The following is a 23,031-nucleotide window of genomic DNA, read 5'->3' as shown; positions in this document are numbered from 1 at the left end:
TGATGTTGATGTAAAGTTTTATAAGCGTAGCATAAAAATCACGTTCTTTGCATTCGAATATTTATTGACGCGTCTTAGGCCGAATACTCATTTCTGAGATTGGATTTAAAGCAAGATTTAACTAGCAAAGCTTCCAGAACGCAATAAAATCATTCCCTAGTGTTAGAGATTTATGAAGATTCATTGTAAAAGGAAATGGATTTCTTTTGTCCTATTTTTTGGGGCATTTTTGTGTACGTCAACAAGTTTTGCCCAAGTTAATATTGGCGCGGTAGATCCTGGGCCGTTTACACCTGGCAGTACAATTGCTGTTCCTTTTACCGTACCTACGAGCTGTATATTACAGAACAATCAATTTCAGCTCTATTTATCAGATCAAAATGGAAATTTCGGTACCGAAACCCTTATTGGAACTTACACCGGTTTTTATAGCACTTATATAAATGGTATACTCCCTGTTGGCCTTACCCCAGGTACTGGCTATAGCGTAAGGGTAAAAACAACCAATCCAATATCTGTAAGTGCGCCCTCGTCGACATTTGAAATAAAGGCAGGAACGGCGGTTGAGGCCAAGCTAACTTCAACCTTGTTAAATGTGGCAAATGATGAAACTTTTGGCACCTGCACCAGTAAGCCCAATAACTCGTTCTTTCTAAAAAATGAGTCTACAGCAAACAGCTCCGTTACTGCCACCATAACCGACGAAGTAAATGGAGGGGCGCCATCCCAAATCGCCTTCCCTACAGCAATACAAAGCTTTACAGCACAACAAGCACATTACACCATTTATACCAAAGCAGTAATGCCTGATGGTTCGGTTGCAACCAAAGCATACCTGCTGATCAACAACAAAGCGATAACAACCTTTGCCAACACCGGAAATACGGCACAATGTTTACCTACGGCTAATTTTACCTTTAATGTAGATGTTTCCTCGAGTTCGGGCATTCAAAACAATTTCCCGGGAGATATTTACACCATCACATGGGGTGATCAAGCTACAACCACACACACCCTTTGCGAAATTATTGCTAATGGCGGGAAGGTAACGCATCTTTATGACAGATCATCTTGTGGAAGTGTTTCTACATCGAGCGCCGGTACCATTTATAATGCCTTTGACATTTCCATCCGCGTATCCAATGCTTTCTGTAATACCATGGGTACGCCAGTTTCTTCTTCAGCAAAGGTGGTCGTAAAGCCGATAAACTCGTTCACTTATAATACACCAGGCTGTACCAATGCAAATATCACATTTGTTAACACATCTGTTTTGGGTGAAAACCCAACTACCAATACTCCAGGCTGTACCCCAAATAACATTACCTATAACTGGTATGTGGATGGTGTAATCATAGAATCTGATAAGCCAAAATCATACAATTTTGTATACAGCTTTCCTACCCATGGAGAATATACGGTTACATTAACGTCCAAAAATCTTTCAACCGATTGCGATGCCGAACCGGCCAATAACAAAATTTGTATCCAAGATCCGCCAAAGCCTGATTTTAGCTTGCCTTCAACTACCATTTGTTCTGGAACAACGTTAAAAGCAACTGATCTTTCTATTTTAGACAATATCTGCAATGCCGCTAATAACTATTCGTGGTCAGTTAGTCCAGCTGTGGCTTTTACAGGTGGCACAAATGCAGCAAGCAAAGAACCAGAGTTTAATTTTACCAGCCCTGGCACTTATACCATTACTTTAAGTATCAGCACGCCATCATGTGGCATAATCCCCAGTCCGCCCCAAACTGTTGTGGTTAATGAGGCTCCTGTAGCCACGCTATCGCCTGATATTACCCTGTGTAACCTGGCCACTTACGATTTTAACAATACCACAACAGGTCCCACCAAAACACTAATTAGCGGAACCACTCAGGAACTACCTGATAGCTATACCTGGACAGTTACCCCATCGGGATCAGGAACTTATAGCTTTACTGGTGGCACAACCGCGAATTCTAAATATCCATCAATAAAATTCGATAGCTACGATACTTATACGATAAAGGTTGTCCATAAAAATAATTGCGGAACGGCCGAAGATACCCAAACCTTAACCTTCAGCACGGCACCCGTAATTAGCGCAGGGCCTGACCAAAGCATTTGTTTTAACGATCCCGGTTTTACACTTAGCGGAACCATAACTGGCGCCACCACTACACAAACCTGGATTGGCGGGTTAGGAACATTTACACCTAGCAGAAACGATTTAAACGCAACCTATGAGCCAACCCCAGCAGAAAAAACAGCAGGGACAGTTACTTTACGGCTAAGGGTTACTACTGCACTGGCCGCCCCCTGCAACCAGATTGACGATGATATCATCTTAAAAATAAAACCCAATATCAGTTTAACCAGTGCAGCAGCTAAAACCATCTGTACAGGTAATAGTGTTGCCTATACCCCAACTTCTGCGGTAGCAGGCGTAACCTATACCTGGACCGCTACTGGAAGTGCATCTGCAACCGGCTATACCCCCAACGGAAGCGGATCTATTAACGATGTCCTCACCAATACCGATCTAAATACTGATGCAAGTGTAACTTACATCATCACTCCCCATTTTGATGGCTGCGATGGAACGCCATTTAATTTTGTAGTTACCATTAAACCTAACCCTATTGTAACACCAACTGCAGCCAATACAACCATCTGTAACGCTACTTCATCGGATATTACCTTAGCAACAAACCTAACAGCTGTAAACTATACCTATACCAGTACGGTAACTGGTGCAATAACCGGAAATAGCAATAGAGCCGTGGCATCGGCAGGAGCGCAGATTAACGATATTTTAACTAACTCAGGTACTAGTCCAGGCACAGTAACTTACACCATTACGCCTGTATCTACAAATGGCTGCCCAGGTACACCCGCCAGCGTTACCATTACAGTTTTGCCAAGCGTAACACCGCCAAATGCCGGCCCGGATGAAGCGATTTGCAACGCTACTACTTACACGTTAAAAGGAAATACGCCAGTGGTTGGCACAGGCAAGTGGGCAATCGTTACTGCGCCAACAGCCGTAACTTTTGCTGATGATACACAGGGCCATACAACAATTACTGGTTTACAGGCCGGAAATGCTTATACCTTTAGATGGACAATAAGCGACACTAACTGTTCTACCTCCAATGATGATGTTCAGATCACGGTTAATCCCCTCAGTGTTGGCGGCACAAGCACAGGTGACGTAAATGTATGTGCAGGTGCAAATGGTGGAAACATCAATTTAACCGGCCAGGTTGGAAATATTATCCGTTGGGAAAGATCTATCGATAACGGGGTAAACTGGTCTACCATTACCTCAACAGCAAATCCTTATGTATTTTCTAACCTCGCCATAACTACGCAGTACCGTGCGGTAGTACAAAGTGGAAGTTGCGCAGAAGCCACATCAAGCGTAACTACAATTACTGTAAATCCGGGCACAGTTGCAGCAAACGCAGGCACAGACCAAAGTTTATGTAGTGGGAGCAACATTAGCCTAAATGGAAATAATCCGGCACCTAACAGTGGTAACTGGATCATCGTATCGGCTCAAGCGGGCGTTGTAATTACCGACCCTAGCCTATATAATACTTCGGTTACGGGTTTGGTTCCTGGGCAGACTTATACTTTCAGATGGACCATTTCTGGTTTTAACGGCTGCCCTCCATCCGTAGATGATGTTACGGTTACCTATTACTCACCTGTTACCAATAATATTGGCCCATCATCAGCACCAATTTGTGCAGGCCAAAGCATCACGATTACTGGCGATATACCAACTGGTGGAACAGGAACATTCGCCTACCAATGGCAGAGCAGTGCAGACGGAAATACCTGGAGTAATATTCCTTCTGCCATCAACAAAGACTTAAGCCTAATTGTAAACACCTCAACCTACGTCAGAAGAGTGGTGAACAGCACCTGTACTTCAAATAGTAATTCGCTACTGATTACTGTTTTGCCAGGCTTAACGAACAATACCATTTCTGCCGATCAAAACATTTGTATCGGCGCAGCTGCTGCGCCTTTAACAGGTACTGTGCCGAGCGGCGGCAGTGGAACGTACACGTATCAATGGCAATCTAGCTTAAATGGAACCGCCTGGAGTGATGTATTGGGCGCAAACAGTGTAAGCTTTACGCCTCCAACACCAACTGTAAGCATTTATTACCGTCGATCGGTAGCTAGCGGCCCTTGCAATAACAATTTAAGCAACCAGATTAAAATAACGGTTAATCCGCATGCTAAGGCGGAGATTACCTACATTAAAAATGTTGATTGCGCACCTTTTATTCTAAATGCAAGCAATATCGCTGCAACATTATATCCTGATAGAAACAGTATTTATACCTGGTTTGCCAATAATGTACAGATCGGAGTAGGAGCAACATTTCCAGGTTATACCATCATGAATGGCGACGAAAGCGTAACCATAAAACTCGTTGTTACCAGTAGCACGGGTTGTAATCCAGACGAAAAAAGTGAAGTATTTAGCACACTACCGATAGTTACACCATCATTTACCACAAGTCCAACAGAAGGATGTGGCCCGCATCCCGTAAGCTTTACCAATACCACAACGCCAATTGATGGCGCCACTTACGAATGGATTTTTGGCAATGGAACAAGGTCTTTTTTAGCTCAGCCACCACCTCAAATTTTTCAACCAGATGTAAATGGGGAAGATAAAACCTACACAGTTACTTTAAAAACAACCCCACCATGTGGTCCCCCAGTTGAAAAAACTGTAGACATTGTTGTGCATGCAAAACCTATTGCTCAATTTTTTCCTGATAAAACAACCGGATGTTCTGATTTATTGGTAACCTTTAAAAATACTAGCCCTACAAGCACTGGCACCACTTACACCTACGATTTTGGAGATGGTAGTGATCCGAAATCATACCCTGACCAAAGAGATGTAAGTTATACCTTCAAAACAACGGAGGTAAAAGATTTTGTGGTAAAAATGACGGCTAAAAATAGCTGTGGTGAAACAAGTGCAATTCCTATTCTAATCAGGGTTTCGCCAAATAACATCATTCCATCTTTGGTAGTTAATGGAAACGAAAAAAGAGGCTGTGCGCCTCATGAGGTGCATTTGATTAATAACACAAGTGGTGCCAGCCGTTTCGTTTACACTTTTAAAAACGAAGATACTGGCGAAGAATTACCTCCGTTTATACCTACTTTAAGAAACCAACCTTATACCTTTTTTAAACCAGGAAGATATACCATCAGACTAGATGCTGAAAATGATTGTTCCAAAAATTTCGCCACAGAAACCGTAACGGTTTTAGAATCGCCAACAGCCGATTTTACAGCAGACAGGACAGTAGGCTGTACCAACCTTATTGTTAAATTTAAAAACAATAGTAAAGGTGCAATAGCCTACACTTGGGATTTTGGCGATGGTTCTCCAAAATCAAGTGAATTTGAACCACAGCATACCTTTCCCGGTTCAGGAATAAATTATACCGTTACCCTAACAGCCTCTGGCACTGAATGCAGCACTCCTGTGAGTAAAACCGGTTTTATCCACATTGTTGCCCCACCAGTCGCTACATTCACTGTTACTCCGGGTAACGAAGTATCCATTCCCAATTATTCATTTGCCTTTAAGGATATCAGTACCGACGCCGTAAGCTGGGAATGGACTTTTGGTGATGGATCGGGATCAACCCTACAAAACCCGAACCATACCTATGCCAACGAGGGTACTTATACTGTAACGCTGAAAGTGCTGAACAAAGAAGGTTGTTCCTCCAGCACTTTTCAATCTGTTCGGATTATCGGTGTACCTGGCTATCTAAACATCCCCAACTCTTTTATGCCTGCAAGCGCGAAAAATGAGATTAAAACCTTTAAGGCAAAAGGCCGGGGCATAAAAGAATGGAACATGTCTGTTTTTAACAAATGGGGAGAGTTACTTTGGGAAACAACCAAATTGGATGATGGTGCGCCGTTAGAAGGTTGGGACGGCACTTATAAAGGCCAGGATCAGCCACAGGGTGTTTATTACTGGAAAGTAGATATCAAATTTATTAATGGCAGCGATTGGAAAGGGATGACTTACGATTCATCTCCTCCGAAAAAAACAGGTGTAATATATTTAATCAGATAGATAATGGGGAGAAGGATAATCATATTTTTATTTTGTTTGCTGCCAATGGTTTCGTTTGCACAAGACCACATTTACTCACAGTTTTACAATGCACCCATTTACCTAAACCCAGCATTAACAGGACAGTTTGAAGGCGATATCAGGTTTAACGCTCTTTACCGTAACCAATGGACAGGTTTGGCCAGCGATTATTCGTACATGACGGCTTCTGGGGATCTCAACCTGCGTAGATTAAACAGTGGTATCGGGGTTATTTTTAACCGCAGTAGCGAGGGCACGGCCTACCTGGTAAAGAATAACATTGCCTTAAGTTATTCCTATATCATCGGTGGAGATGACTTTGCGCTCTCGTTTGGTTTGCAGGGGGGCATTACCAACCAAAAGCTAAACTGGGATAAACTTGTTTTTGGCGATCAGATTGATATTAATACAGGTTATATTCCGGGCAGTATTTCAGGCGCCGAAAGGCCAAGTGTAGATAGTCGGTATTATTTCGATTCCAATGCCGGTGCTAACCTGGTGATAGGAAAATTCATGCTGGGATTAGCAGTGCATCACCTCAATCGTCCGGATGAATCCTTATCGGGTTTTCAGGCCAGGTTACCCATGCGCATTTCAGGCAATTTAAGTTACAAGTTAACCTTAGTACCTGATGAGTACGATCGCGATGGAAATTACCTCATTCCATCCATCGTTGCCTACAAACAAGGCAACGTAAAATCTTTCAGCGCAGGTATGCAATATAAATATGCCGGTATAAATGCAGGCATCTGGTACAGAAACGATGGCAATTCAAATGGAAATGATGCAATTGTATTTTCGGTAATCTTCGATATTTTTAATCGCAGAACCAATGGCGAAAAATTCAGGTTAGGAATCAGTCATGATGCTACAATTTCTAAAATCAACTATAGTAACACGGGCGGAACATCCGAAATTGGCGTAGGTTACGAAAAATACTTTCCAAATAGTTCAAATGGTGGCAGGGCAAATGGCTTAAGATGTTACGATTTTTATTAATTTGCCTTTAATAACTCAAGGCAATGAACGAGATTTTAGATAAAGCCCATTTCATTACACAAAGTGAAATCAACAAGTTTCTATTGGCTACCCTACTTTGCGGTATAATTGGAGCCGAACGCGAATACAGAAGTAAATCTGCCGGGCTCAAAACCATGATGATGATTGGTTTGGGCGCGACCTTATTTACCATACTGTCCATCAATATCGGGGCCACCAGTCAGGACCGCATCGCATCGAACATTGTAACCGGCATTGGTTTTTTAGGGGCGGGTGTAATTTTTAAGGAAGAAAACCGCGTTAAAGGCCTCACCACGGCCTGTATCATCTGGATTGTTGCAGCCATTGGTATGGCGGTAGGCGCTGGCTATTACGAACAGGCCATTGGTGTTACCATTGTGGTAATGCTGGCTTTGATTATCTTCCCTTTTTTAGAAGAAATTGGCGACCGTCGTTTTACTAAGCGGGTTTACCGCATTGTTAAAAGACAGCATACGCATGGCAACTTAGAAAGCTACGAAGATGTTTTTCGCGAAAGTAAACTCAAACCCCAACGTGGGAAGCACCAATTGGCAGGCAATATTATTACCGGAAACTGGACGGCAACGGGCACGCCAAAAAATCATCAGAAATTTGTAGACCGTATGCTTAAAGATAATGATATTATAGAGTTTGATTTTTAACCGAATCAAATAGATCTATCCTTTGGCTTTGTAAGCCCTGTTTTTTCTCGTCAATCACTATCGTGTCCGACCAGCGATCGTGCCAGGGATCACAAGGATTACTCAGGGCGCTAATTGCATTAAAAGGGATCACGCGGATCATATTTCGCGTAAATGCTTTTTGAAAATCAATCTCGCTACCATCTAAGTTTACGGCTTTTGTTCCCGTAATGAGTTTCCCGATTGATTTTCCATGTGAAACAGCTTCTATTAAACACATAATAAAGCCATAACAAACCATTGCAATCAATCGGTCTAAAAGATCATTAATTCCATCTAAAACTCCAGGAAGTAAAATTCCTACACAGATGTAAATACCAAAAAGAATAATGTAAAAGACAATTAAGTCGATGATATAATTGGCAAATCTTTTACCTGAGCTGGCGCGACAGTAGTTTAAATCAATTTCTTGATAGTTGTTGTTAAAGTCCATGTTTTGAAGCGTTTGGTTTAGATTTTTCTAAGGTAAAATATTTTTGTCACCAGCGAAAATTAATTTATCCAAAATCATAAAACAATCATAGCTTTGTGTAACTATTATTCATAATGATCAAGGAACAGATTTCGGTTTTCGATATTTTTAAAATAGGCATAGGCCCATCCAGCTCACATACCTTAGGTCCATGGCGCGCAGCACAACAGTTTACTGCTTCGCTTGCTCAAAACAATTTGATTGATGAAATTGAAGGCATCAAGATATTGCTTTATGGTTCGCTTGCCAAAACAGGTAAAGGCCATGGAACAGATGTGGCTATTCTACTCGGGTTAACAGGAGCTGATCCGGTAACTTTTGATGTAGATGCCGTTACCCCTACTTTTGAAAGCATCCAAAGAGATAAGAAGTTAAATCTTGCTGATCAATTAATTCTTGATTTCGATTACGATAACGACCTGCTTTTTCTTTTTGCTGAAAGTTTACCCTTCCATCCAAACGCGGTTACTTTTCAGGCATTTTTAAAAGATGGAAAAGCTTTTTCAGAAACATACTATTCTATTGGTGGTGGTTTTGTGGTAAAAGAAGGCGAAGACAATAGCAAAAAAGCCCAGGTAGACCTCCCTTTTCCTGTAGAAAAAGCAAAAGATCTTTTACACTGGTGTTTATCTACCGGTTTAAAGGTGAGCGAAATCGTGATGGAAAACGAACTGGCTTGGCGCGCTGAAGCAGAGACAAAAAAAGGCATTTTGCAACATTTCGCCGTAATGCGCGATTGTATTTATCGCGGATGCCATACCACGGGTTTTTTACCTGGTGGCTTAAATGTAGCCAGACGGGCATTCCCGCTAAATAAACGATTAATTGGTAATAATGAATATTCTGATTATAACAGCTGGGTAGCAGCCATTAGAAAAGGCGGAAACGGCTTTAATTATACTTTAGACTGGGTAAGCTGTTTCGCGCTAGCGGTTAATGAAGAAAATGCATCTTTTGGTCGTGTGGTAACTGCCCCTACTAATGGTGCTGCTGGGGTAATTCCAGCCGTATTACAATATTTTATTACCTTTTGTGATGGTTATAGCGAAGAAAAAATCATCCAGTTTATTGCCTGTGCTTCAGAAATAGGCAGTATTTTCAAAAAAGGGGCAACAATATCAGCTGCCATGGGCGGATGTCAGGCCGAAATTGGTGTTTCCTCAGCCATGGCTGCTGCAGCTTTAACAGAGTGCTTAGGCGGCTCGCAAAGGCAGGTTTTAATGGCTGCAGAAATTGCAATGGAGCATCACTTAGGCTTAACCTGCGATCCGATTGGGGGTTTGGTGCAGATTCCTTGTATCGAAAGGAACACTATGGGTGCCATTAAAGCCATCACGGCCAGCCAGCTGGCATTACAAAGCAATCCTGATAAGGCAAAAGTAAGTTTAGATGCGGTGGTAAATACCATGTGGGAAACCGCCCTTGATATGAATGCCAAATACAAAGAAACATCTGATGGAGGATTGGCAACCAATATTCCGATCAGTTTACCAGAATGTTAATTCAACATTGTTGCAATAAAATGATCGATTTATTACAAACTTTCTGGTGACAAATCAACAAGTATTTTTACATTCGCTGACTTTATTAATTATTCATAAAAAAATGATCAACTACACAAAAATCAGTGTGATTGGTTTGGCTTTGTCGTTATCTATATCGGCGACTTATGCGCAAGACAATCTCGTTAATTCTTTAAAAAACAACCAAAGCGAAAACAGTGCTGCTTCTTTTAAATTCACTGAAGTGATTAACCTGGCCAATACCCCGGTTCAAAACCAAGGATCTTCAGGTACTTGCTGGAGCTATTCTACCAACTCATTTTTAGAATCAGAAATGATTAAAGCGGGTAAACAACCCGTAACCTTATCTCAGCTTTTTTCGGCCCGTAATGCTTATGTAGAAAAAGGTAAAAATTACGTGCGTATGCATGGTGCGGTTTCATTAGGCGATGGCGGTGCTTTGCACGATGTAATCAACATGTACAGAAAATACGGTGCGGTTCCGCAGGAGGTATATACCGGATTAAATTATGGCACTAAAATTAATAAAACTGCAGAGCTTGGCGATATCGAAAAAGGTGTTTTAGAAGCTGTTGTAAAGAATGCGAATGGCGAGTTAACTCCAAATTGGTTAAAAGCTTATACTGGTGTAATTGATGCTTATTTAGGTGCTGTACCAGAAAACTTCACCTATAATGGCAAAAAATACACACCAAAAACTTTCGCTCAGGAAGTGGTGGGTTTAAATGCCGATAACTATGTAGAACTTTCATCATTCAACGATCACCCTTTCTACAGCAAATTTACTTTATTAGTGCCCGATAACTGGTCTTTCGATCAGGTTTATAACGTAAAAGTGAACGAGTTAACAGACATTATCGATAACGCCTTAAAAGGTGGTTATACTGTTGCCTGGGCTACAGATGTCAGCGAAAAAAACTTCAGCTGGAAAAATGGTGTGGCTTTTGTTCCACAAACGCCTTTTGCTGATATGACAGCAAAACAAAAAGCAGACATGTTCAACGGTCCACAGCCAGAGATGGAGATTACGCAGGAAAACCGTCAGCTTGCATTCGATAACTATCAAACTACTGATGATCATGGTATGCACATTGTTGGTTTAGCTAAAGATCAAACAGGTAAAGAATATTATATCGTTAAAAACTCTTGGGGAGCAAGTAACGATTATAAAGGATATTTATACGTTACCAAAAACTATGTAAAATATAAAACAACAGCAATTTTATTAAACAAAGCAGGTATTCCATCTGCAATTGCTAAAAAATTAGCTTTGTAATTAAAACTAAATTATCCAGGGAGCCGCAGAAGAAATTTTGCGGCTTTTTTGTTGGATTTGAACTGCAAAGGGCCTAGAGCAGCTAGTATAACCTATAGTCGTCACCCTGAATTTATTTCAGGGCCTCTCTAGCAAAAAGATGCTGAAACGAGTTCAGCATGACGATCGCATCAAGAAATTCGGTTAAAAATTGGTCACCACGAATAAATATTAATCGAACTTAAGCGCATAAGGCTCCCTCTACGTTCTCTGCGCCTTCTCTTTGCATACTCTGCGGTTAAACCGAGATAATTTTAAACCAGCCCTGAATAAGTCAGTACCAACCACCATAAACCCGTGGTGATAAAACACAATAAAATTCCGATTCCAATTATCAAATTAGAAAGCTTCGGATTAAGGTTATACTGATCGGCTACCACACCAGCGGTTAACAAGGTTGGCATGGCCATTTCGAAAATGGTTATTTTGGTAATTATTCCACTCATGCCTAAAACAAGTGCCACAACCAAAATTACCGAGGGCGCTAAAATCAGTTTATACAATAAAGCAAAACTGATGTGTTTCAATTCATTAAACCACCCACCAAATTTTAGCTGTAAACCAATCGAAAACAATGCCAGTGGGCCAACCGTAGCTGCTAGTTTCTCAAATAATGGATCTAATGAAGAAATATCAATAAAACGAGGGAGGGTTAGTGCCAAAAAGCAACCAATAAGCGGCGGAAAGGTCACTACTTTTTTTAAGACTAATTTCGGGCTTAACTTTTGATTTTGCGACGAGCGGATGGCTACAATAACACCAATGGTAGATAAAAGCATAAAGGTTACCTGATCGCAGATAATGGCTATTGCCAGTTCCTTTTCGCTAAAATAAGCCACAATTAATGGGAAACCTACAAATGACGTATTGCTTAAAGAACTGGTTAGTTTTAACCCACCAGATGTGGCCTTGCTAATATTCTGGATACGGCTATATAGGGTAATAAATAACCAACCAAATAGCCACACGCAAACTGGTGCCAGTACCGGGAGCAGTAAATCTTTAGTCCAGGTAACATGTGGCAGATATTTAAATGAAACTGCAGGTAGCGCAATATAAATAATCCAGGCATTAATACCTTTATGCGCATCTTTGGGTAGCGATTTGCTTTTTCTGAAAAGAATGCCCGCTAAAATGCATAAACCTATAATAATGAAGTTTGCCATTGAGTATTAGCGCAAAGATAATTTATAAAAGAAAAACGCCAATAAGAAATGTACTTATGGCGTTTTAAATATTATACAGAAGGTTTTGGTTTTTTCTTTTTGTGCCAAACCTTTTTTTTGCCCTTATGTTGAGGCCGCTTTTCCTCTACATGTGTAATTTCTATTGCAGCTATGCTTTCTGGCAGAGGCATGCGGGGAACTTGCTTCTCGATTAATTTTTCGATGTTATCGAACTTGCGCTTATCTCTTCCGTTAATCAAGGTAATCGCCGTTCCTTTGGTTGCAGCTCTTGCAGTACGCCCAATGCGGTGTACATAATCGGCCGGATCACCAGGAACATCATAATTGATTACCAAGTCGATCCCTTCTACATCGATACCGCGAGATAACACATCTGTTCCGATTAAAATTGGCAACCTACGATTTTTGAAAGCCAGTAAAATATCTTCACGCTCTTTCTGTCCCAAATCGGAGTGAAAAGCTTCGGCTTTAATGCCCAATCCTTTAAAGGTTTTGTATAAAGCTTTTACTTTTTCTTTGGTCGAAACGAAAATGATACTGCTTTTGTATTGTCCGCTTTTAAAAATATCTGTTAACAAGGCCTGTTTCTGCTGGTCGTGTATGTTATAGGACTGTTGATCGATCCCCTCGGCAGGTTTAGCAATTGAAATGGTAATCTGCTTCGGTTCGTGCAAAATCTTACCCGCCATGGTTCTTATTTTCGGTGCCATTGTAGCCGAAAATAAAAGCGTTTGCCTTTTCTTTGGCAGGTAGCTAATAATTCGGATAATGTCATCGTAAAAGCCCATATCCAGCATTCTATCTGCTTCATCTAAAATTAAATGCTGCAAATGTTCCAGTTTTAACACCCCTGAAGATAAATGTGCCATTAATCTGCCCGGAGTGGCAATAATAATATCTACGCCTTCGCGCATAGAACGTTTTTGCTGTTCGTAAGCGATACCATCTCCCCCACCGTAAACCGCTAAAGAACTGATATTGGTAAAATAAGCCAAAGCTTCTACCTGTAAATCTATCTGTTGTGCAAGCTCGCGTGTTGGAGCCAGAATCAAGGTATTATTGTGCCTATCGGCAGCTTTGCTAATTTTATCCATTACGGGCAAAAGGTAGCTGGCCGTTTTTCCTGTACCAGTTTGAGCGCAGGCAATCAGATCATGATTATCTAAAATTACCGGGATGGCTTGTTCTTGTATTGGAGTAGCGCTTTTATACCCCATGGCCATTAAGCCTTCGTATAAATCGGGGTTAAAATTAAAGTCGTTAAAATTCAATCTATTGTGTTTATGTCTTTTAGCAAAAGTACCTTAAAATACCGCTAATAGCAAACCACATTTAATATCCGCTTGCTTAATTATTCGAAAAGCAATATTGGATGATCCTTTTCTCTCGCAATAAAACAAAATAGCCCCAACTGCTTTAAAACAATCGGGGCTTGGAAATTATAATAGACGAAACTTAGTCTACCAGAATATCTTTCTCTGGTGTATTCGTTTCAGGGTTTTTAGGTAAGTAAACCTTTAAAATTCCATCAGCATAACTGGCCGAAATATTTTCTACTAAAACTTTTCCGTTTAAGCCAAAAGCCCTTTCGAAAGTACCATTGCTATACTCTCTACGGCTATACTTTTTAGCCGAATCTGCTTCTTCTTTGGCTTGGTAGGAAATGGTTAATACATCATCTTTGGTAACCACCTTTAAATTCTCTTTAACCAAGGCTGGTGCAAAAAGTTCAATAATAAAGCTCGTTTCTGTTTCTTCTATGTTAACAGGTACTTTTCTAAAAGCCTGATTAAACATATTGTGTTTGTAATGACCGAAAGGTCCACCAAAGGGCCTTCCGAATCTTCCCTCTCCTGCGCCGAAGCGACTATGCATCTTGCCCGAACGGCATCTATGTTCGTTGTACATCTTGTTTAATTTAATTGTTATTTATTCTGTTAATTTATTGGCTTAAGCCAATTTTAGCTGTAGGCCACCTGCTCCGTTTTAGGAATACCCAATAGCTGTGTAATAATATTTGCATAGGGGTACGATGGCGAGAAAACGGCATAATCAAATTTTAAGCCCCTTATCTGAACCAAAATATCATCGATAAATTTCATGGGTTCAAGTAGCGCACTGATCAATCCCGATTTAGGTTTTTCTTCTTCGTCAATCGCCTTTTTACCTTGAAAAATATTCAGTTCCTGATTGTAGGCTTTAAAGTCTGCGCCAATTTGTTCTATAGGGGCTTTAAATTCATCCGAACTAAAAAAAGTTACCTTCTCCCCACGGGTAATCAGTTCGTTTGCCATACCCAAAATCGGACTAACATCAGCCTGAGATGGATCGCTTAAAAAAAGTACCTGTGACATCGCGCTATTTATTTACTTTGTTTACACTATCAATAAGGCCAATCTCAATCTTGTTATCATCAGTTTTGGCGCTATGGTGACTGTAACTATGGTTTCTATGACGTTCTTGCTGGCAATCATCACGATAGTGTCTGTTTTTAAAATCTAACCGATCGCGGTATCCATTCTGAACGGCAAGTACATTTAAGCTGTAAAAAGTCCCTGCGGCAACAGCCAATGCCAATAATATTCTAAATGCTCTCATGGCTGTTAATAATTTACGTTAATGTTGTTAACCGTTCCAGTGCTTTGTACGTTTGGCCTGTACCATTGGTTATCGATCGGTACAATTGGATTGTAATGATTCTCGAAACCATTAAAGCGGTTATAGAAATAATGGCGTCGTCTTCCGATAAAAATTCTGAACATTAAACCGATCAGCATGATGGCCAATATAAATTTGAACACAAACGGTATGAAGAAAGCGACTGCACCAAGTACAATCCCGAATCCTATGGTTTTTAATATCTTTTTCATCTTTTTATATATGTTTTTATTTGTGATGAAGCGGTCATGATTTCTCCCGTTATTTTGGGCTTTGAAAATCATGATGGTTTCATCTTTTTATAATTTTAAAGTATTGTAATCAATTCACCTTAAATAAGTTGAAACACTAATACTCTTGTTTTTGTTATTTATATAGGAAGACGGGACAACTTTATTTTTACTTTAAATTATTTTGATTTTTTTATTTACTAAGAAATTTCATGCGCTGATGTCAATCCTGAGCGGAGTCGAAGGATCTTTTTAATAAATTTCGGAGGTGCGTCATTTCTAGGGATAATTACTTCATAAAAATCAATATGATGCCTGATTTTTATGCAAATGTTAGGCTATCAGGAATCGTCATTCCCAACTCGATTGGGAACCACGTAGTGCTCATGAATGCCTTTGAAAAAAGGAAGACTTATGAATAATCGTAATGCAAGCGCTTTAAGATTCCCGTCTGCGCGGGAAAGACGACCACTCTATTAAAAATCTGTTAATGATATCGATACCTCATTCAGAATGACAGTAAAACAAAAAAGCCCCGAATTTAATCGAGGCTTCCAAATTATTCCTTATTGCGATGGTGGCCCCATCCGCCACATCTCTGTTTATATTCTTCCTTAAATTTTGCCCGCTCCTCTTCGTTCATCGAATCCCATTTAGCGCGCATTCCCCGGGCACGTTCACGAAAACCATTATGCCCCCCGTGGCCACCTTTATTAAAGTTCCCAAAAAGCAACCTGCAAAGCACAAGTAAACCGAGGGCTTGCCAATAATTAAGTTTGCCTGCATGTGCCACCTCAGGTAAAATCCAATTCCATAAAAACATAACCACATAACCCAATACCGCTGCAATAAGCACCGCTACGGGTAAAAAGAAAATAAATTTCTTGCGCCGATTAAAATTTCTATTCATCATGTCTGCAAATTTAATAGTTAATAAATTCCTGATATAAATTTTGTAAACGGTTACGCAGGTGTTTTACCGCATACCCCTTTCTTGATATTAATGTTTTGATATTCTCTCCGCTTTCATCAGCCAGTTCCTGAAAAGTGCGTTCTTCCAATTCGTTCTGAACAAACACATAACGCTGATTCTCCGGCAGTTCTTCCAGTGCCAGAAACAGTTGATCCCAGAATAGTTTCTTTAAACTCTCCTCTTCTGGCGAGTAAGCCTCGGCAAGTAAAATTTCTTTAAAATTGATTTCGCCATCTTCTCCTTCGAAAGTAAAATCTTCTAACGATTCTTCTTTTTGTTTACGGTATTTATCGGTGATCTTATTTCTGGCCACCCGATATAGCCAACCACTAATCTGCTCAATGGCACCAACTTCAGGCTGGTTGCTAAGCTGAAACCAAACATCCTGTAAAATATCTTCTGCATCCTCATCTGTATTCACCCTTCCACGGATGAAACTGAATAAGCGCTTGCCATAATTGGCAACCGTTGAAATGATATTTTGAGGTTCGTTTGTTGGCACTAAATTTTGCTTAATAACCCAGTAAACGGATGAAACTCAATATTACTTTAAATTTTCCTTATTTTTTTTCAGTAAATCGATATTTTCAATCAAAATAGACTGATCTTTAAACACTTATACCGATCATTTTTTAAGTAATCCTTCATACAGCTTTTGATAAGTAGGTGCAGCCGTACCAAGTTTTTCTGCTTCGCGTACAATGTAGCCTGTTAACGACTCGACTTCTGTTTGCGGTTTCTGATTGAGATAATCGCGGTGCATGGATGAGGTAACCTCGTAGGGCATCGATTTCATCGTATTTAGTGTTTTGCCCGAAATGTCATCGCTAATGGTTATACCTTTAGCCAGGGCAAGGTTTTTCACTTCTTCAATTAATTTCAGAACAGTTTCAATATTTTCTTCCAATACCTTTCCGATGGTACAATCGAAATAAGACGTGGAAGTAGCAGTAGGGGAAATAAATATAAACTTTTCCCAGATGGCGGTAGAGATTTTATCCGAAACCGTTACATCGATTCCTGCATAAAACATTAAATTTTTCAGGTGTAAAACCGCTTCGCTAAGTGGCCCATCTGTACCAAAAGATAGCTTTTGGATGTTACCAGAATTTTCGATTATACCAGGCGATTTAATTTTGGAAACAATAAATGCACAGCCTTTTAAAACATTTGCCTGGGGCAGGATTTCTAAAATTTCATCAGTCGCGCTAACACCGTTTAAAAGGGGCAACAATATCGTTCTATGGCTGATTAAGGGTTTTAATTTTTCGAGGGTTTGTTTTAAATCGTAACTTTTCGTGCAGATTATAATATAATCGGCCTCGCCAATCTTACTATAATCATCGGTAGCCAGATATGGCTTAGTTACAAAACTTTCGTTTCCTTTTATTACAGTTAAACCCTTATTTTGGATCTCATTTAAATGTTCGCCACGGGCAACAAAAACAATTTCTACATCATTTCCGTTAGCATACTGCTTAGACAGTAAGCCTCCGAAATACCCTCCTACGCCACCAATTCCTACAATAACAATTCTCGTTTTATTTAGCATGTAAATACAATAAACCGATTATTTCAATGCACCCGTTGGGTTGTTTCCTTTATCCACTACCGTTTTAATATTCCCTTCTAAATCAGAAACATATATTTTGCTTTGCGTAAAGGGTTTTTCGGCTCCGCTATAAAAAATCCGATCATCGGCAGTAAGAAAAACATAAGGAACATCCATACCTTTTGGCGAAATACGCGTTACTTTTTTACAGGCCAGATCTAAAACATAAACTGCTTCGCTCGGTCCTGTTAATCCATCCAAAATATCGGTATTCCCTGCATTAAAAATCAGTTTCGCTCCATCTTTTGTATAAAAGAAGCGGTTGCTACTTGTAATGGAAAATTCTTTCCCGATCAAATCGGCTATCAATTTGGTATCGATTAACTTTCCGGCAAGGTCAAAAGTATAAAGCTTGGTAAGATCCTGTCCGATGATTTCCTTTTCATTTTTCCAGGTTGGGGCATAAACATTTATTTTAGATGCACTATCGAGCATTACGTAGCCCGAATTATCAGTTTTAATAACACCTATCTTCCATAGGTTTTTACCATTAAAAATATTGAAAGCGATCGCCCCTCCATCAGCCGACCACATGGCCTGGTAATAGTTATTGCTACTTACCTGCAATTTACCCTGGCTCTTGTTTTCCATATCAGCAATCCAAATAGATCTGTTCCCTGCAGAATCGCTCAGGGTATATGCCAGTTTATTTCCATCAGGAGAAATAGCCGGATCGGTAGCACCGCCGAACGAAATCTGTTTCATGGTATCAATACTCGTGGCTACAATTTTATCTCCATCCTGATAAGCTAACGCGAAATTTTTATTGCTTAAAGAAACCGTATCTAAAACGGCTTTGTTCGTGTTATTCTGGTTTGATTTATTATTTCCACAAGAAGCGATTAACGTGGCGCAAGGGATTAGGATAGAAACTATTGAGGTGCTGATTTTCGTCATGTGCAATTTTAAAAATAGTTTTTGTTTTTGTTATTCCAGAGACCGTGGGGAAGCTATATTTTACTTAATACATACATTGTGCTTGTCGATTCTATCCTTTGGCGCGGTTCGTGTCCTCACGAATCACAATTAAACAGATTAAATCTTTTTCTTATCGGCGTAGCCAAATACTTTTTGCAACAAGGTTGTGCTTCTTGAGCTTAAGTTCCCCCTAATTTTGAGTTCTTCCTTCGCAACTTCAATAAACAAACCATCGATCGCTTTTTGCGTAACGTATTCAGTTAAATTGGTGTTTACGGGTTTTACCAAAGGTAAACGGTTGTATTGCATAGTTAAATCGCCGTAATACTTGGTGGCATTTACCTTATTTAAGCTTGTGGTTACAATCGGACTAAATTTCTGTATCAATTGTGCTGTGGTTACCCTTTTAAAATATTCGGTAGCTGCGTCATTATTACCCAAAAGGATATTGGTGGCATCGGTTAAAGTCATCTGCTTAATGGCCGATATAAAAATCGGTTTTGCTTCGGTAGCAGCATCTTCAGCGGCACGGTTTAAGCTTACAATCACGTTATCGCAAAGTTTGTTCAAACCTATGCTACGTAACGTTTTTTCAACCTTTTGTGCTTCAGGTGGCATCAGGATTTTAACAGCTAAATTGCCTAAAAAGCCATCTTTAAGCGAAAGCCTGTCGGCCCCCGCAGAAACACCAATTTGTAGCGCTTCCTTAATTCCCTGTCCTATTTCAAAGGTAGATGGTGTTCCGGTAGCAGCAGTTGTGGTACCCTGTTTTTCGGTTACTTTTTTAAATATATCGCTCAGTTTAATCTGTGCGCTAACATTTAGGCTTGCAAATACCAGCATAGCCAGTGATGCCGATAAAATATTGATCTTTTTCATTTGTGTGTTTAATCATGCTTAGCAAAATAACTGCCATAATCTTTACACTCAAAGATAAGTCTTTGTACATGGCAATAATATTTAAGCAGCTTAAAAAAATAATCGGCAATGTAAAAATTTGCGCCCCTCTCTTCCTAAAAAATTAGTTTATGTCCTATCACTCAGAAATATTTTTTATACTTGAAAGATAATTCGAAATAGCTGCCATTTTTTTGAGGTTTATAAAAAACACAGCTGGGAATGCCCAGCAAGACGACGCCAAACTGATTGCCGAGTATAAAAATACTGGCGATTTGGACGCGTTGGGCACGCTTTATAATAAATATATGCATCTGGTGTTCGGGGTTTGCTTAAACTACTTCAAAGATGAAGAACAAAGCAAAGACGCTGTAATGCAGATTTTTGAGGAACTGGTAACCAAACTGAAAATACATGAGGTACAGAACTTTAAAAGCTGGCTCCATGTTTTAACGCGGAACCATTGTTTAATGGCGCTACGAAAATCGGCGAAGCAAAATAATGTTTCAATAGACGATACTTTTGTGGAAAATAGCGAGTTTGTGCATCTGGATATAGACAACACAAAAGAAACGCAGCTTACCATTATGGAAAAGTGTATGGAAACTTTGCCCGAAGAACAGCGAAAAAGCGTAGATTTATTTTATTTACAAGAAAAATGTTATAAAGAAGTAGCCGACATTACAGGTTACGATATGCTTAAAGTGAAGAGTTACATCCAAAATGGGAAGCGGAATTTAAAGATTTGTATAGAGAAAAATAGTAGTGAATAACGATTGGTTAGATATTGATGTTCTGGAAGATTACCTGGATGGTAAGCTTGATGCTAAGGCTATGCATTTTGTAGAAAGGCAGGCTTTGGATGATCCTTTCGTTGCCGAAGCATTGGAGGGACTGAAGCAATCGCCTAAACGCAAGCAAACACTTTCTATATTACAGAAACAACTGTACGACCGTGTATCAGAAAAGCCTATAAAGCGCAAGCTTTGGGGCATTACCACCCAAAGGTTAAGTATTGCGGCAACCGCAACCGTGGCCTTTATTGCAGTAAGTATTTTATTCTTTATGCGCGAAACCAACCGCAGAAATGCAGAACTTGCTACACATAAAAAGGAAGGCGTGCTGGTTCAATTAGATAGCACAACGAGTATTGCTTCAGCCCAACCCAAACTTAAAGATGATACGGTTACGCAAAACTCGACAAAGGCAGCTTTGATTGATAAAGCAATTACAGCCGCAAAAACTGGTGATTTAGCGAAAAATACTAAAGCGGACCTTAGTGTACAACCTGCAGAACAACAAATTGCTGAAGCAAAAGCAGAAAAATCTGCAGCTGATAATAGCCGTGCTAAAGCGATGAGTCCTGTTGGCTTTGGCAATTACAAGCCAAGCCCGGTTACAATAAGTGAGGCTGTAGTTACACCAGCTCCGGCAATTGGCTCAAGTAAAATCGCGTTTAGCGGGAACGTTGTAGACCAAAGCAATGGCCAGCCTATTCAGGGTGCTGTAGTAAAGCTGGCTGGCTCTAAAAATGTAACGGCAACTGATGCCAAAGGTTATTTCTATCTGCCTGCTGATAGCAATGCAAAAGATAAAGATTTATTGATTAATGCCATTGGCTTTAAAGAATTGCCTGTAGCTGGTTTGCAAGATCCTAACGCAATTAAAAGTGCATTAAGCGGCAATAAATCATTAAACGAAATTGCTTTAATTACAGGTTCAAACGGACATAAAAAAGAAAATATTGCTGCGCCTAAAATTACACTGCGTGCAGAACAGAACCTGGACAGAAAATCGGCCGACGATATTACGAAGCCTATTCCGGTTTCTACCATTAACTATAGCCAATATTTGGAGAATAACAATAAACTTTATAACCCTAAAGGTCCGGAGCAATTTGTAATCTTAAGTTTCAAAGTTAAAAGCAATGGGCGGCCAACAAATATTAGCGTTATAAAATCACTGAACAAAAAAGCTGATGCGGAGGCGAAACGACTGATTCAAGAAGGTCCGGATTGGGTATTACCTAAAAACGGAACTGATTCAGTAGAAATCAGCGTTAAGTTTTAATTGTCGATTTATTAACCGCAAAGGGCGCTAAGCAATTCCAAACGACAATACATGCTTGGTAAGCTTTCTTGTTTTCCTTTTTAATAAAGGATTTCAGGTACACTATATCTTTCCCAAGAACCACAACAATTGCAGTCTAAACCCAATATAAGCGAGCATCCCGTTTTTTTCATCGGGATAAAACCTTTATGGGGTAGAAACCAAAGGCTTCCACCCTTGCTTTCCAAATTATTATAAAACAAAAAAGACCAAGGCTATTAACTTTGGTCTCTTGAGTATATTAAAGGATTTTGTTTTTATTTTAAGTAATAGATCACGGCATAAATAATGGCCGCTAATGTAGCCGAAACCGGAATGGTTAAAATCCAGGCCCAGATTAAGTTGATGGTTACCCCCCAACGTACAGCCGAAACACTTTTTACCACACCCACACCTACAATCGAACCTGTAATGGTATGTGTAGTAGAAACCGGGATACCGAAATGCTCTGTAATTCCCAATGTTACCGCACCAGCACCTTCGGCAGCAACACCTTCCAATGCGGTTACCTTGGTAATTTTCGATCCCATTGTTTTAACAATTTTCCAACCACCACTCATGGTACCTAACGATATTGCCGAATAACAGGCAATTGGTACCCAGGCAGGCATAGCTTCGAAATTAGGAATTACTTTAGAGGCAATTAAAGCAGTAGCAATAATACCCATTACTTTTTGTGCATCGTTACCACCATGGAAGAAACTTAGTGCAGCAGAAGACAGCAATTGCAGGCGTTTAAACCATTTCTCGGCAGTTGCGGGCTTGGCATAACGGCAGATATTGATAATGATCAGTGTTAATACAACTGATATCACCATACCGATTATCGGGGCCAATACAATGAAAGAAACAATTTTTATTACATAACCCATGTTTACAGCATCAAGCGGACTAGCACCTGTAAGTAAAGCATGTGTCATACCCGCACCTGCAAAACCACCAATTAAGGTATGTGATGAACTTGAAGGGATACCATACCACCAGGTTAAAAGGTTCCAGATAATGGCTGCAACCAAACCCGCAAGGATAACTTCTAGTGTGATATAATTTTCAATTACCGTTTTAGCAACCGTATTGGCCACTTTATGGTCGGTAAAATAAAAGTAAGCAGCGAAATTGAACAACGCAGCCCACAAAACTGCCTGAAAAGGCGTAAGAACTTTTGTAGAAACAACTGTTGCAATCGAGTTAGCGGCATCGTGAAAGCCGTTAATGTAATCGAAAGCAATAGCCAGAATTACAACAACAACCAATAAGGTAGTTACCATGTT

20 protein-coding genes are annotated in these 23,031 nt (G+C 40.0%); 7 read left to right on the top strand and 13 right to left on the bottom strand.

Going from position 1 to position 23,031, the window contains the following annotated elements:
- Window positions 1-172: 172 nt before the first annotated feature.
- The 3 genes from H9N25_RS20790 to H9N25_RS20780 are packed head-to-tail and all read left to right on the top strand — an operon-like array spanning window position 173 to window position 7,827.
- On the top strand, window positions 173-6,124 hold the full coding sequence (locus tag H9N25_RS20790) for a PKD domain-containing protein (RefSeq protein WP_190327100.1): 5,952 nt from the start codon (window positions 173-175) through the stop codon (window positions 6,122-6,124).
- 3 nt (window positions 6,125-6,127) lie between these two features.
- Entirely contained in the window at window positions 6,128-7,144 is a 1,017-nt protein-coding gene (locus H9N25_RS20785; protein ID WP_223833459.1) for a PorP/SprF family type IX secretion system membrane protein, read from the top strand.
- A gap of 23 nt (window positions 7,145-7,167) precedes the next feature.
- Window positions 7,168-7,827, top strand: a complete 660-nt coding sequence (locus H9N25_RS20780; protein WP_190327099.1) for an MgtC/SapB family protein — start codon at window positions 7,168-7,170, stop codon at window positions 7,825-7,827.
- On the opposite strand, the gene H9N25_RS20775 is transcribed toward H9N25_RS20780, so the two are convergent.
- On the bottom strand, window positions 7,808-8,299 hold the full coding sequence (locus H9N25_RS20775; protein WP_190327098.1) for an RDD family protein: 492 nt from the start codon (window positions 8,297-8,299) through the stop codon (window positions 7,808-7,810). The genes H9N25_RS20780 and H9N25_RS20775 overlap by 20 nt on opposite strands.
- Window positions 8,300-8,412: 113 nt before the next feature.
- Here H9N25_RS20775 and H9N25_RS20770 point away from each other — a divergent pair, with 113 nt between their 5' ends.
- Together H9N25_RS20770 and H9N25_RS20765 are read left to right on the top strand one after the other, a co-directional pair.
- A complete protein-coding gene (locus H9N25_RS20770; protein WP_167296007.1) occupies window positions 8,413-9,840 on the top strand; it encodes an L-serine ammonia-lyase in 1,428 nt (475 codons plus the stop codon).
- 103 nt (window positions 9,841-9,943) lie between these two features.
- A complete protein-coding gene (locus H9N25_RS20765; RefSeq protein ID WP_167296006.1) occupies window positions 9,944-11,137 on the top strand; it encodes a C1 family peptidase in 1,194 nt (397 codons plus the stop codon).
- Between the two features lie 293 nt (window positions 11,138-11,430).
- On the opposite strand, the gene H9N25_RS20760 is transcribed toward H9N25_RS20765, so the two are convergent.
- The 11 genes from H9N25_RS20760 to H9N25_RS20710 form a co-directional block, all read right to left on the bottom strand.
- A complete protein-coding gene (locus H9N25_RS20760; protein WP_190327097.1) occupies window positions 11,431-12,342 on the bottom strand; it encodes an AEC family transporter in 912 nt (303 codons plus the stop codon).
- Between the two features lie 71 nt (window positions 12,343-12,413).
- A complete protein-coding gene (locus tag H9N25_RS20755; RefSeq protein ID WP_190327096.1) occupies window positions 12,414-13,634 on the bottom strand; it encodes a DEAD/DEAH box helicase in 1,221 nt (406 codons plus the stop codon).
- 184 nt (window positions 13,635-13,818) lie between these two features.
- Window positions 13,819-14,271 (bottom strand): Hsp20/alpha crystallin family protein, encoded by a 453-nt coding sequence (locus H9N25_RS20750; RefSeq protein ID WP_190327095.1) that lies wholly within the window; start codon window positions 14,269-14,271, stop codon window positions 13,819-13,821.
- A 53-nt stretch (window positions 14,272-14,324) separates the two neighbouring features.
- On the bottom strand, window positions 14,325-14,717 hold the full coding sequence (locus H9N25_RS20745; RefSeq protein ID WP_190327094.1) for a glycosyltransferase: 393 nt from the start codon (window positions 14,715-14,717) through the stop codon (window positions 14,325-14,327).
- Window positions 14,718-14,721: 4 nt separating this feature from the next.
- Window positions 14,722-14,961, bottom strand: coding sequence for a hypothetical protein (locus H9N25_RS20740; RefSeq protein ID WP_190327093.1), 240 nt, complete (start codon window positions 14,959-14,961; stop codon window positions 14,722-14,724).
- Between the two features lie 5 nt (window positions 14,962-14,966).
- Window positions 14,967-15,233, bottom strand: a complete 267-nt coding sequence (locus H9N25_RS20735; protein ID WP_190327092.1) for a hypothetical protein — start codon at window positions 15,231-15,233, stop codon at window positions 14,967-14,969.
- A gap of 577 nt (window positions 15,234-15,810) precedes the next feature.
- Window positions 15,811-16,164 carry a hypothetical protein gene (locus H9N25_RS20730; RefSeq protein WP_208398975.1) on the bottom strand — a complete coding sequence of 118 codons (354 nt, stop codon included), beginning with the start codon at window positions 16,162-16,164 and terminating at the stop codon, window positions 15,811-15,813.
- A 10-nt stretch (window positions 16,165-16,174) separates the two neighbouring features.
- Window positions 16,175-16,726 carry an RNA polymerase sigma factor gene (locus H9N25_RS20725; RefSeq protein ID WP_167296000.1) on the bottom strand — a complete coding sequence of 184 codons (552 nt, stop codon included), beginning with the start codon at window positions 16,724-16,726 and terminating at the stop codon, window positions 16,175-16,177.
- A 123-nt stretch (window positions 16,727-16,849) separates the two neighbouring features.
- Entirely contained in the window at window positions 16,850-17,776 is a 927-nt protein-coding gene (locus H9N25_RS20720) for a ketopantoate reductase family protein (protein ID WP_190327091.1), read from the bottom strand.
- A gap of 18 nt (window positions 17,777-17,794) precedes the next feature.
- Window positions 17,795-18,733: a TolB family protein gene (locus H9N25_RS20715; RefSeq protein WP_190327090.1), complete on the bottom strand. Its 939-nt coding sequence runs from the start codon at window positions 18,731-18,733 to the stop codon at window positions 17,795-17,797.
- 138 nt (window positions 18,734-18,871) lie between these two features.
- Window positions 18,872-19,633, bottom strand: coding sequence for a DUF4197 domain-containing protein (locus tag H9N25_RS20710; protein WP_169502675.1), 762 nt, complete (start codon window positions 19,631-19,633; stop codon window positions 18,872-18,874).
- 212 nt (window positions 19,634-19,845) lie between these two features.
- On the opposite strand from H9N25_RS20710, the gene H9N25_RS20705 reads away from it, so the two are divergent.
- Together H9N25_RS20705 and H9N25_RS20700 are read left to right on the top strand one after the other, a co-directional pair.
- On the top strand, window positions 19,846-20,424 hold the full coding sequence (locus H9N25_RS20705) for an RNA polymerase sigma factor (protein ID WP_167295996.1): 579 nt from the start codon (window positions 19,846-19,848) through the stop codon (window positions 20,422-20,424).
- On the top strand, window positions 20,417-21,721 hold the full coding sequence (locus H9N25_RS20700) for a carboxypeptidase-like regulatory domain-containing protein (protein ID WP_190327089.1): 1,305 nt from the start codon (window positions 20,417-20,419) through the stop codon (window positions 21,719-21,721). Before H9N25_RS20705 ends, H9N25_RS20700 begins: the two co-directional genes overlap by 8 nt.
- A 296-nt stretch (window positions 21,722-22,017) precedes the next feature.
- On the opposite strand, the gene H9N25_RS20695 is transcribed toward H9N25_RS20700, so the two are convergent.
- A complete protein-coding gene (locus H9N25_RS20695; protein ID WP_108197143.1) occupies window positions 22,018-23,028 on the bottom strand; it encodes an inorganic phosphate transporter in 1,011 nt (336 codons plus the stop codon).
- Between the last annotated feature and the right edge of the window lie 3 nt (window positions 23,029-23,031).

This window comes from Pedobacter riviphilus (assembly GCF_014692875.1).
GTDB lineage: Bacteria > Bacteroidota > Bacteroidia > Sphingobacteriales > Sphingobacteriaceae > Pedobacter > Pedobacter riviphilus.
Note: the sequence above shows the minus strand (reverse complement) of the source record. Positions and strands in the feature narration are given on the sequence as shown.

Bases quoted from the DNA above. Each gene is read 5' to 3' on its own strand.
- H9N25_RS20710 (WP_169502675.1), bottom strand. From the start codon at position 19,633: ATGAAAAAGATCAATATTTTATCGGCATCACTGGCTATGCTGGTATTT.
- H9N25_RS20745 (WP_190327094.1), bottom strand. From the start codon at position 14,717: ATGTCACAGGTACTTTTTTTAAGCGATCCATCTCAGGCTGATGTTAGT.
- H9N25_RS20730 (WP_208398975.1), bottom strand. From the start codon at position 16,164: ATGATGAATAGAAATTTTAATCGGCGCAAGAAATTTATTTTCTTTTTA.
- H9N25_RS20770 (WP_167296007.1), top strand. From the start codon at position 8,413: ATGATCAAGGAACAGATTTCGGTTTTCGATATTTTTAAAATAGGCATA.
- H9N25_RS20735 (WP_190327092.1), bottom strand. From the start codon at position 15,233: ATGAAAAAGATATTAAAAACCATAGGATTCGGGATTGTACTTGGTGCA.
- H9N25_RS20775 (WP_190327098.1), bottom strand. From the start codon at position 8,299: ATGGACTTTAACAACAACTATCAAGAAATTGATTTAAACTACTGTCGC.
- H9N25_RS20740 (WP_190327093.1), bottom strand. From the start codon at position 14,961: ATGAGAGCATTTAGAATATTATTGGCATTGGCTGTTGCCGCAGGGACT.
- H9N25_RS20750 (WP_190327095.1), bottom strand. From the start codon at position 14,271: ATGTACAACGAACATAGATGCCGTTCGGGCAAGATGCATAGTCGCTTC.
- H9N25_RS20785 (WP_223833459.1), top strand. From the start codon at position 6,128: ATGGGGAGAAGGATAATCATATTTTTATTTTGTTTGCTGCCAATGGTT.
- H9N25_RS20720 (WP_190327091.1), bottom strand. From the start codon at position 17,776: ATGCTAAATAAAACGAGAATTGTTATTGTAGGAATTGGTGGCGTAGGA.
- H9N25_RS20790 (WP_190327100.1), top strand. From the start codon at position 173: ATGAAGATTCATTGTAAAAGGAAATGGATTTCTTTTGTCCTATTTTTT.
- H9N25_RS20765 (WP_167296006.1), top strand. From the start codon at position 9,944: ATGATCAACTACACAAAAATCAGTGTGATTGGTTTGGCTTTGTCGTTA.
- H9N25_RS20695 (WP_108197143.1), bottom strand. From the start codon at position 23,028: ATGGTAACTACCTTATTGGTTGTTGTTGTAATTCTGGCTATTGCTTTC.
- H9N25_RS20780 (WP_190327099.1), top strand. From the start codon at position 7,168: ATGAACGAGATTTTAGATAAAGCCCATTTCATTACACAAAGTGAAATC.
- H9N25_RS20760 (WP_190327097.1), bottom strand. From the start codon at position 12,342: ATGGCAAACTTCATTATTATAGGTTTATGCATTTTAGCGGGCATTCTT.
- H9N25_RS20715 (WP_190327090.1), bottom strand. From the start codon at position 18,733: ATGACGAAAATCAGCACCTCAATAGTTTCTATCCTAATCCCTTGCGCC.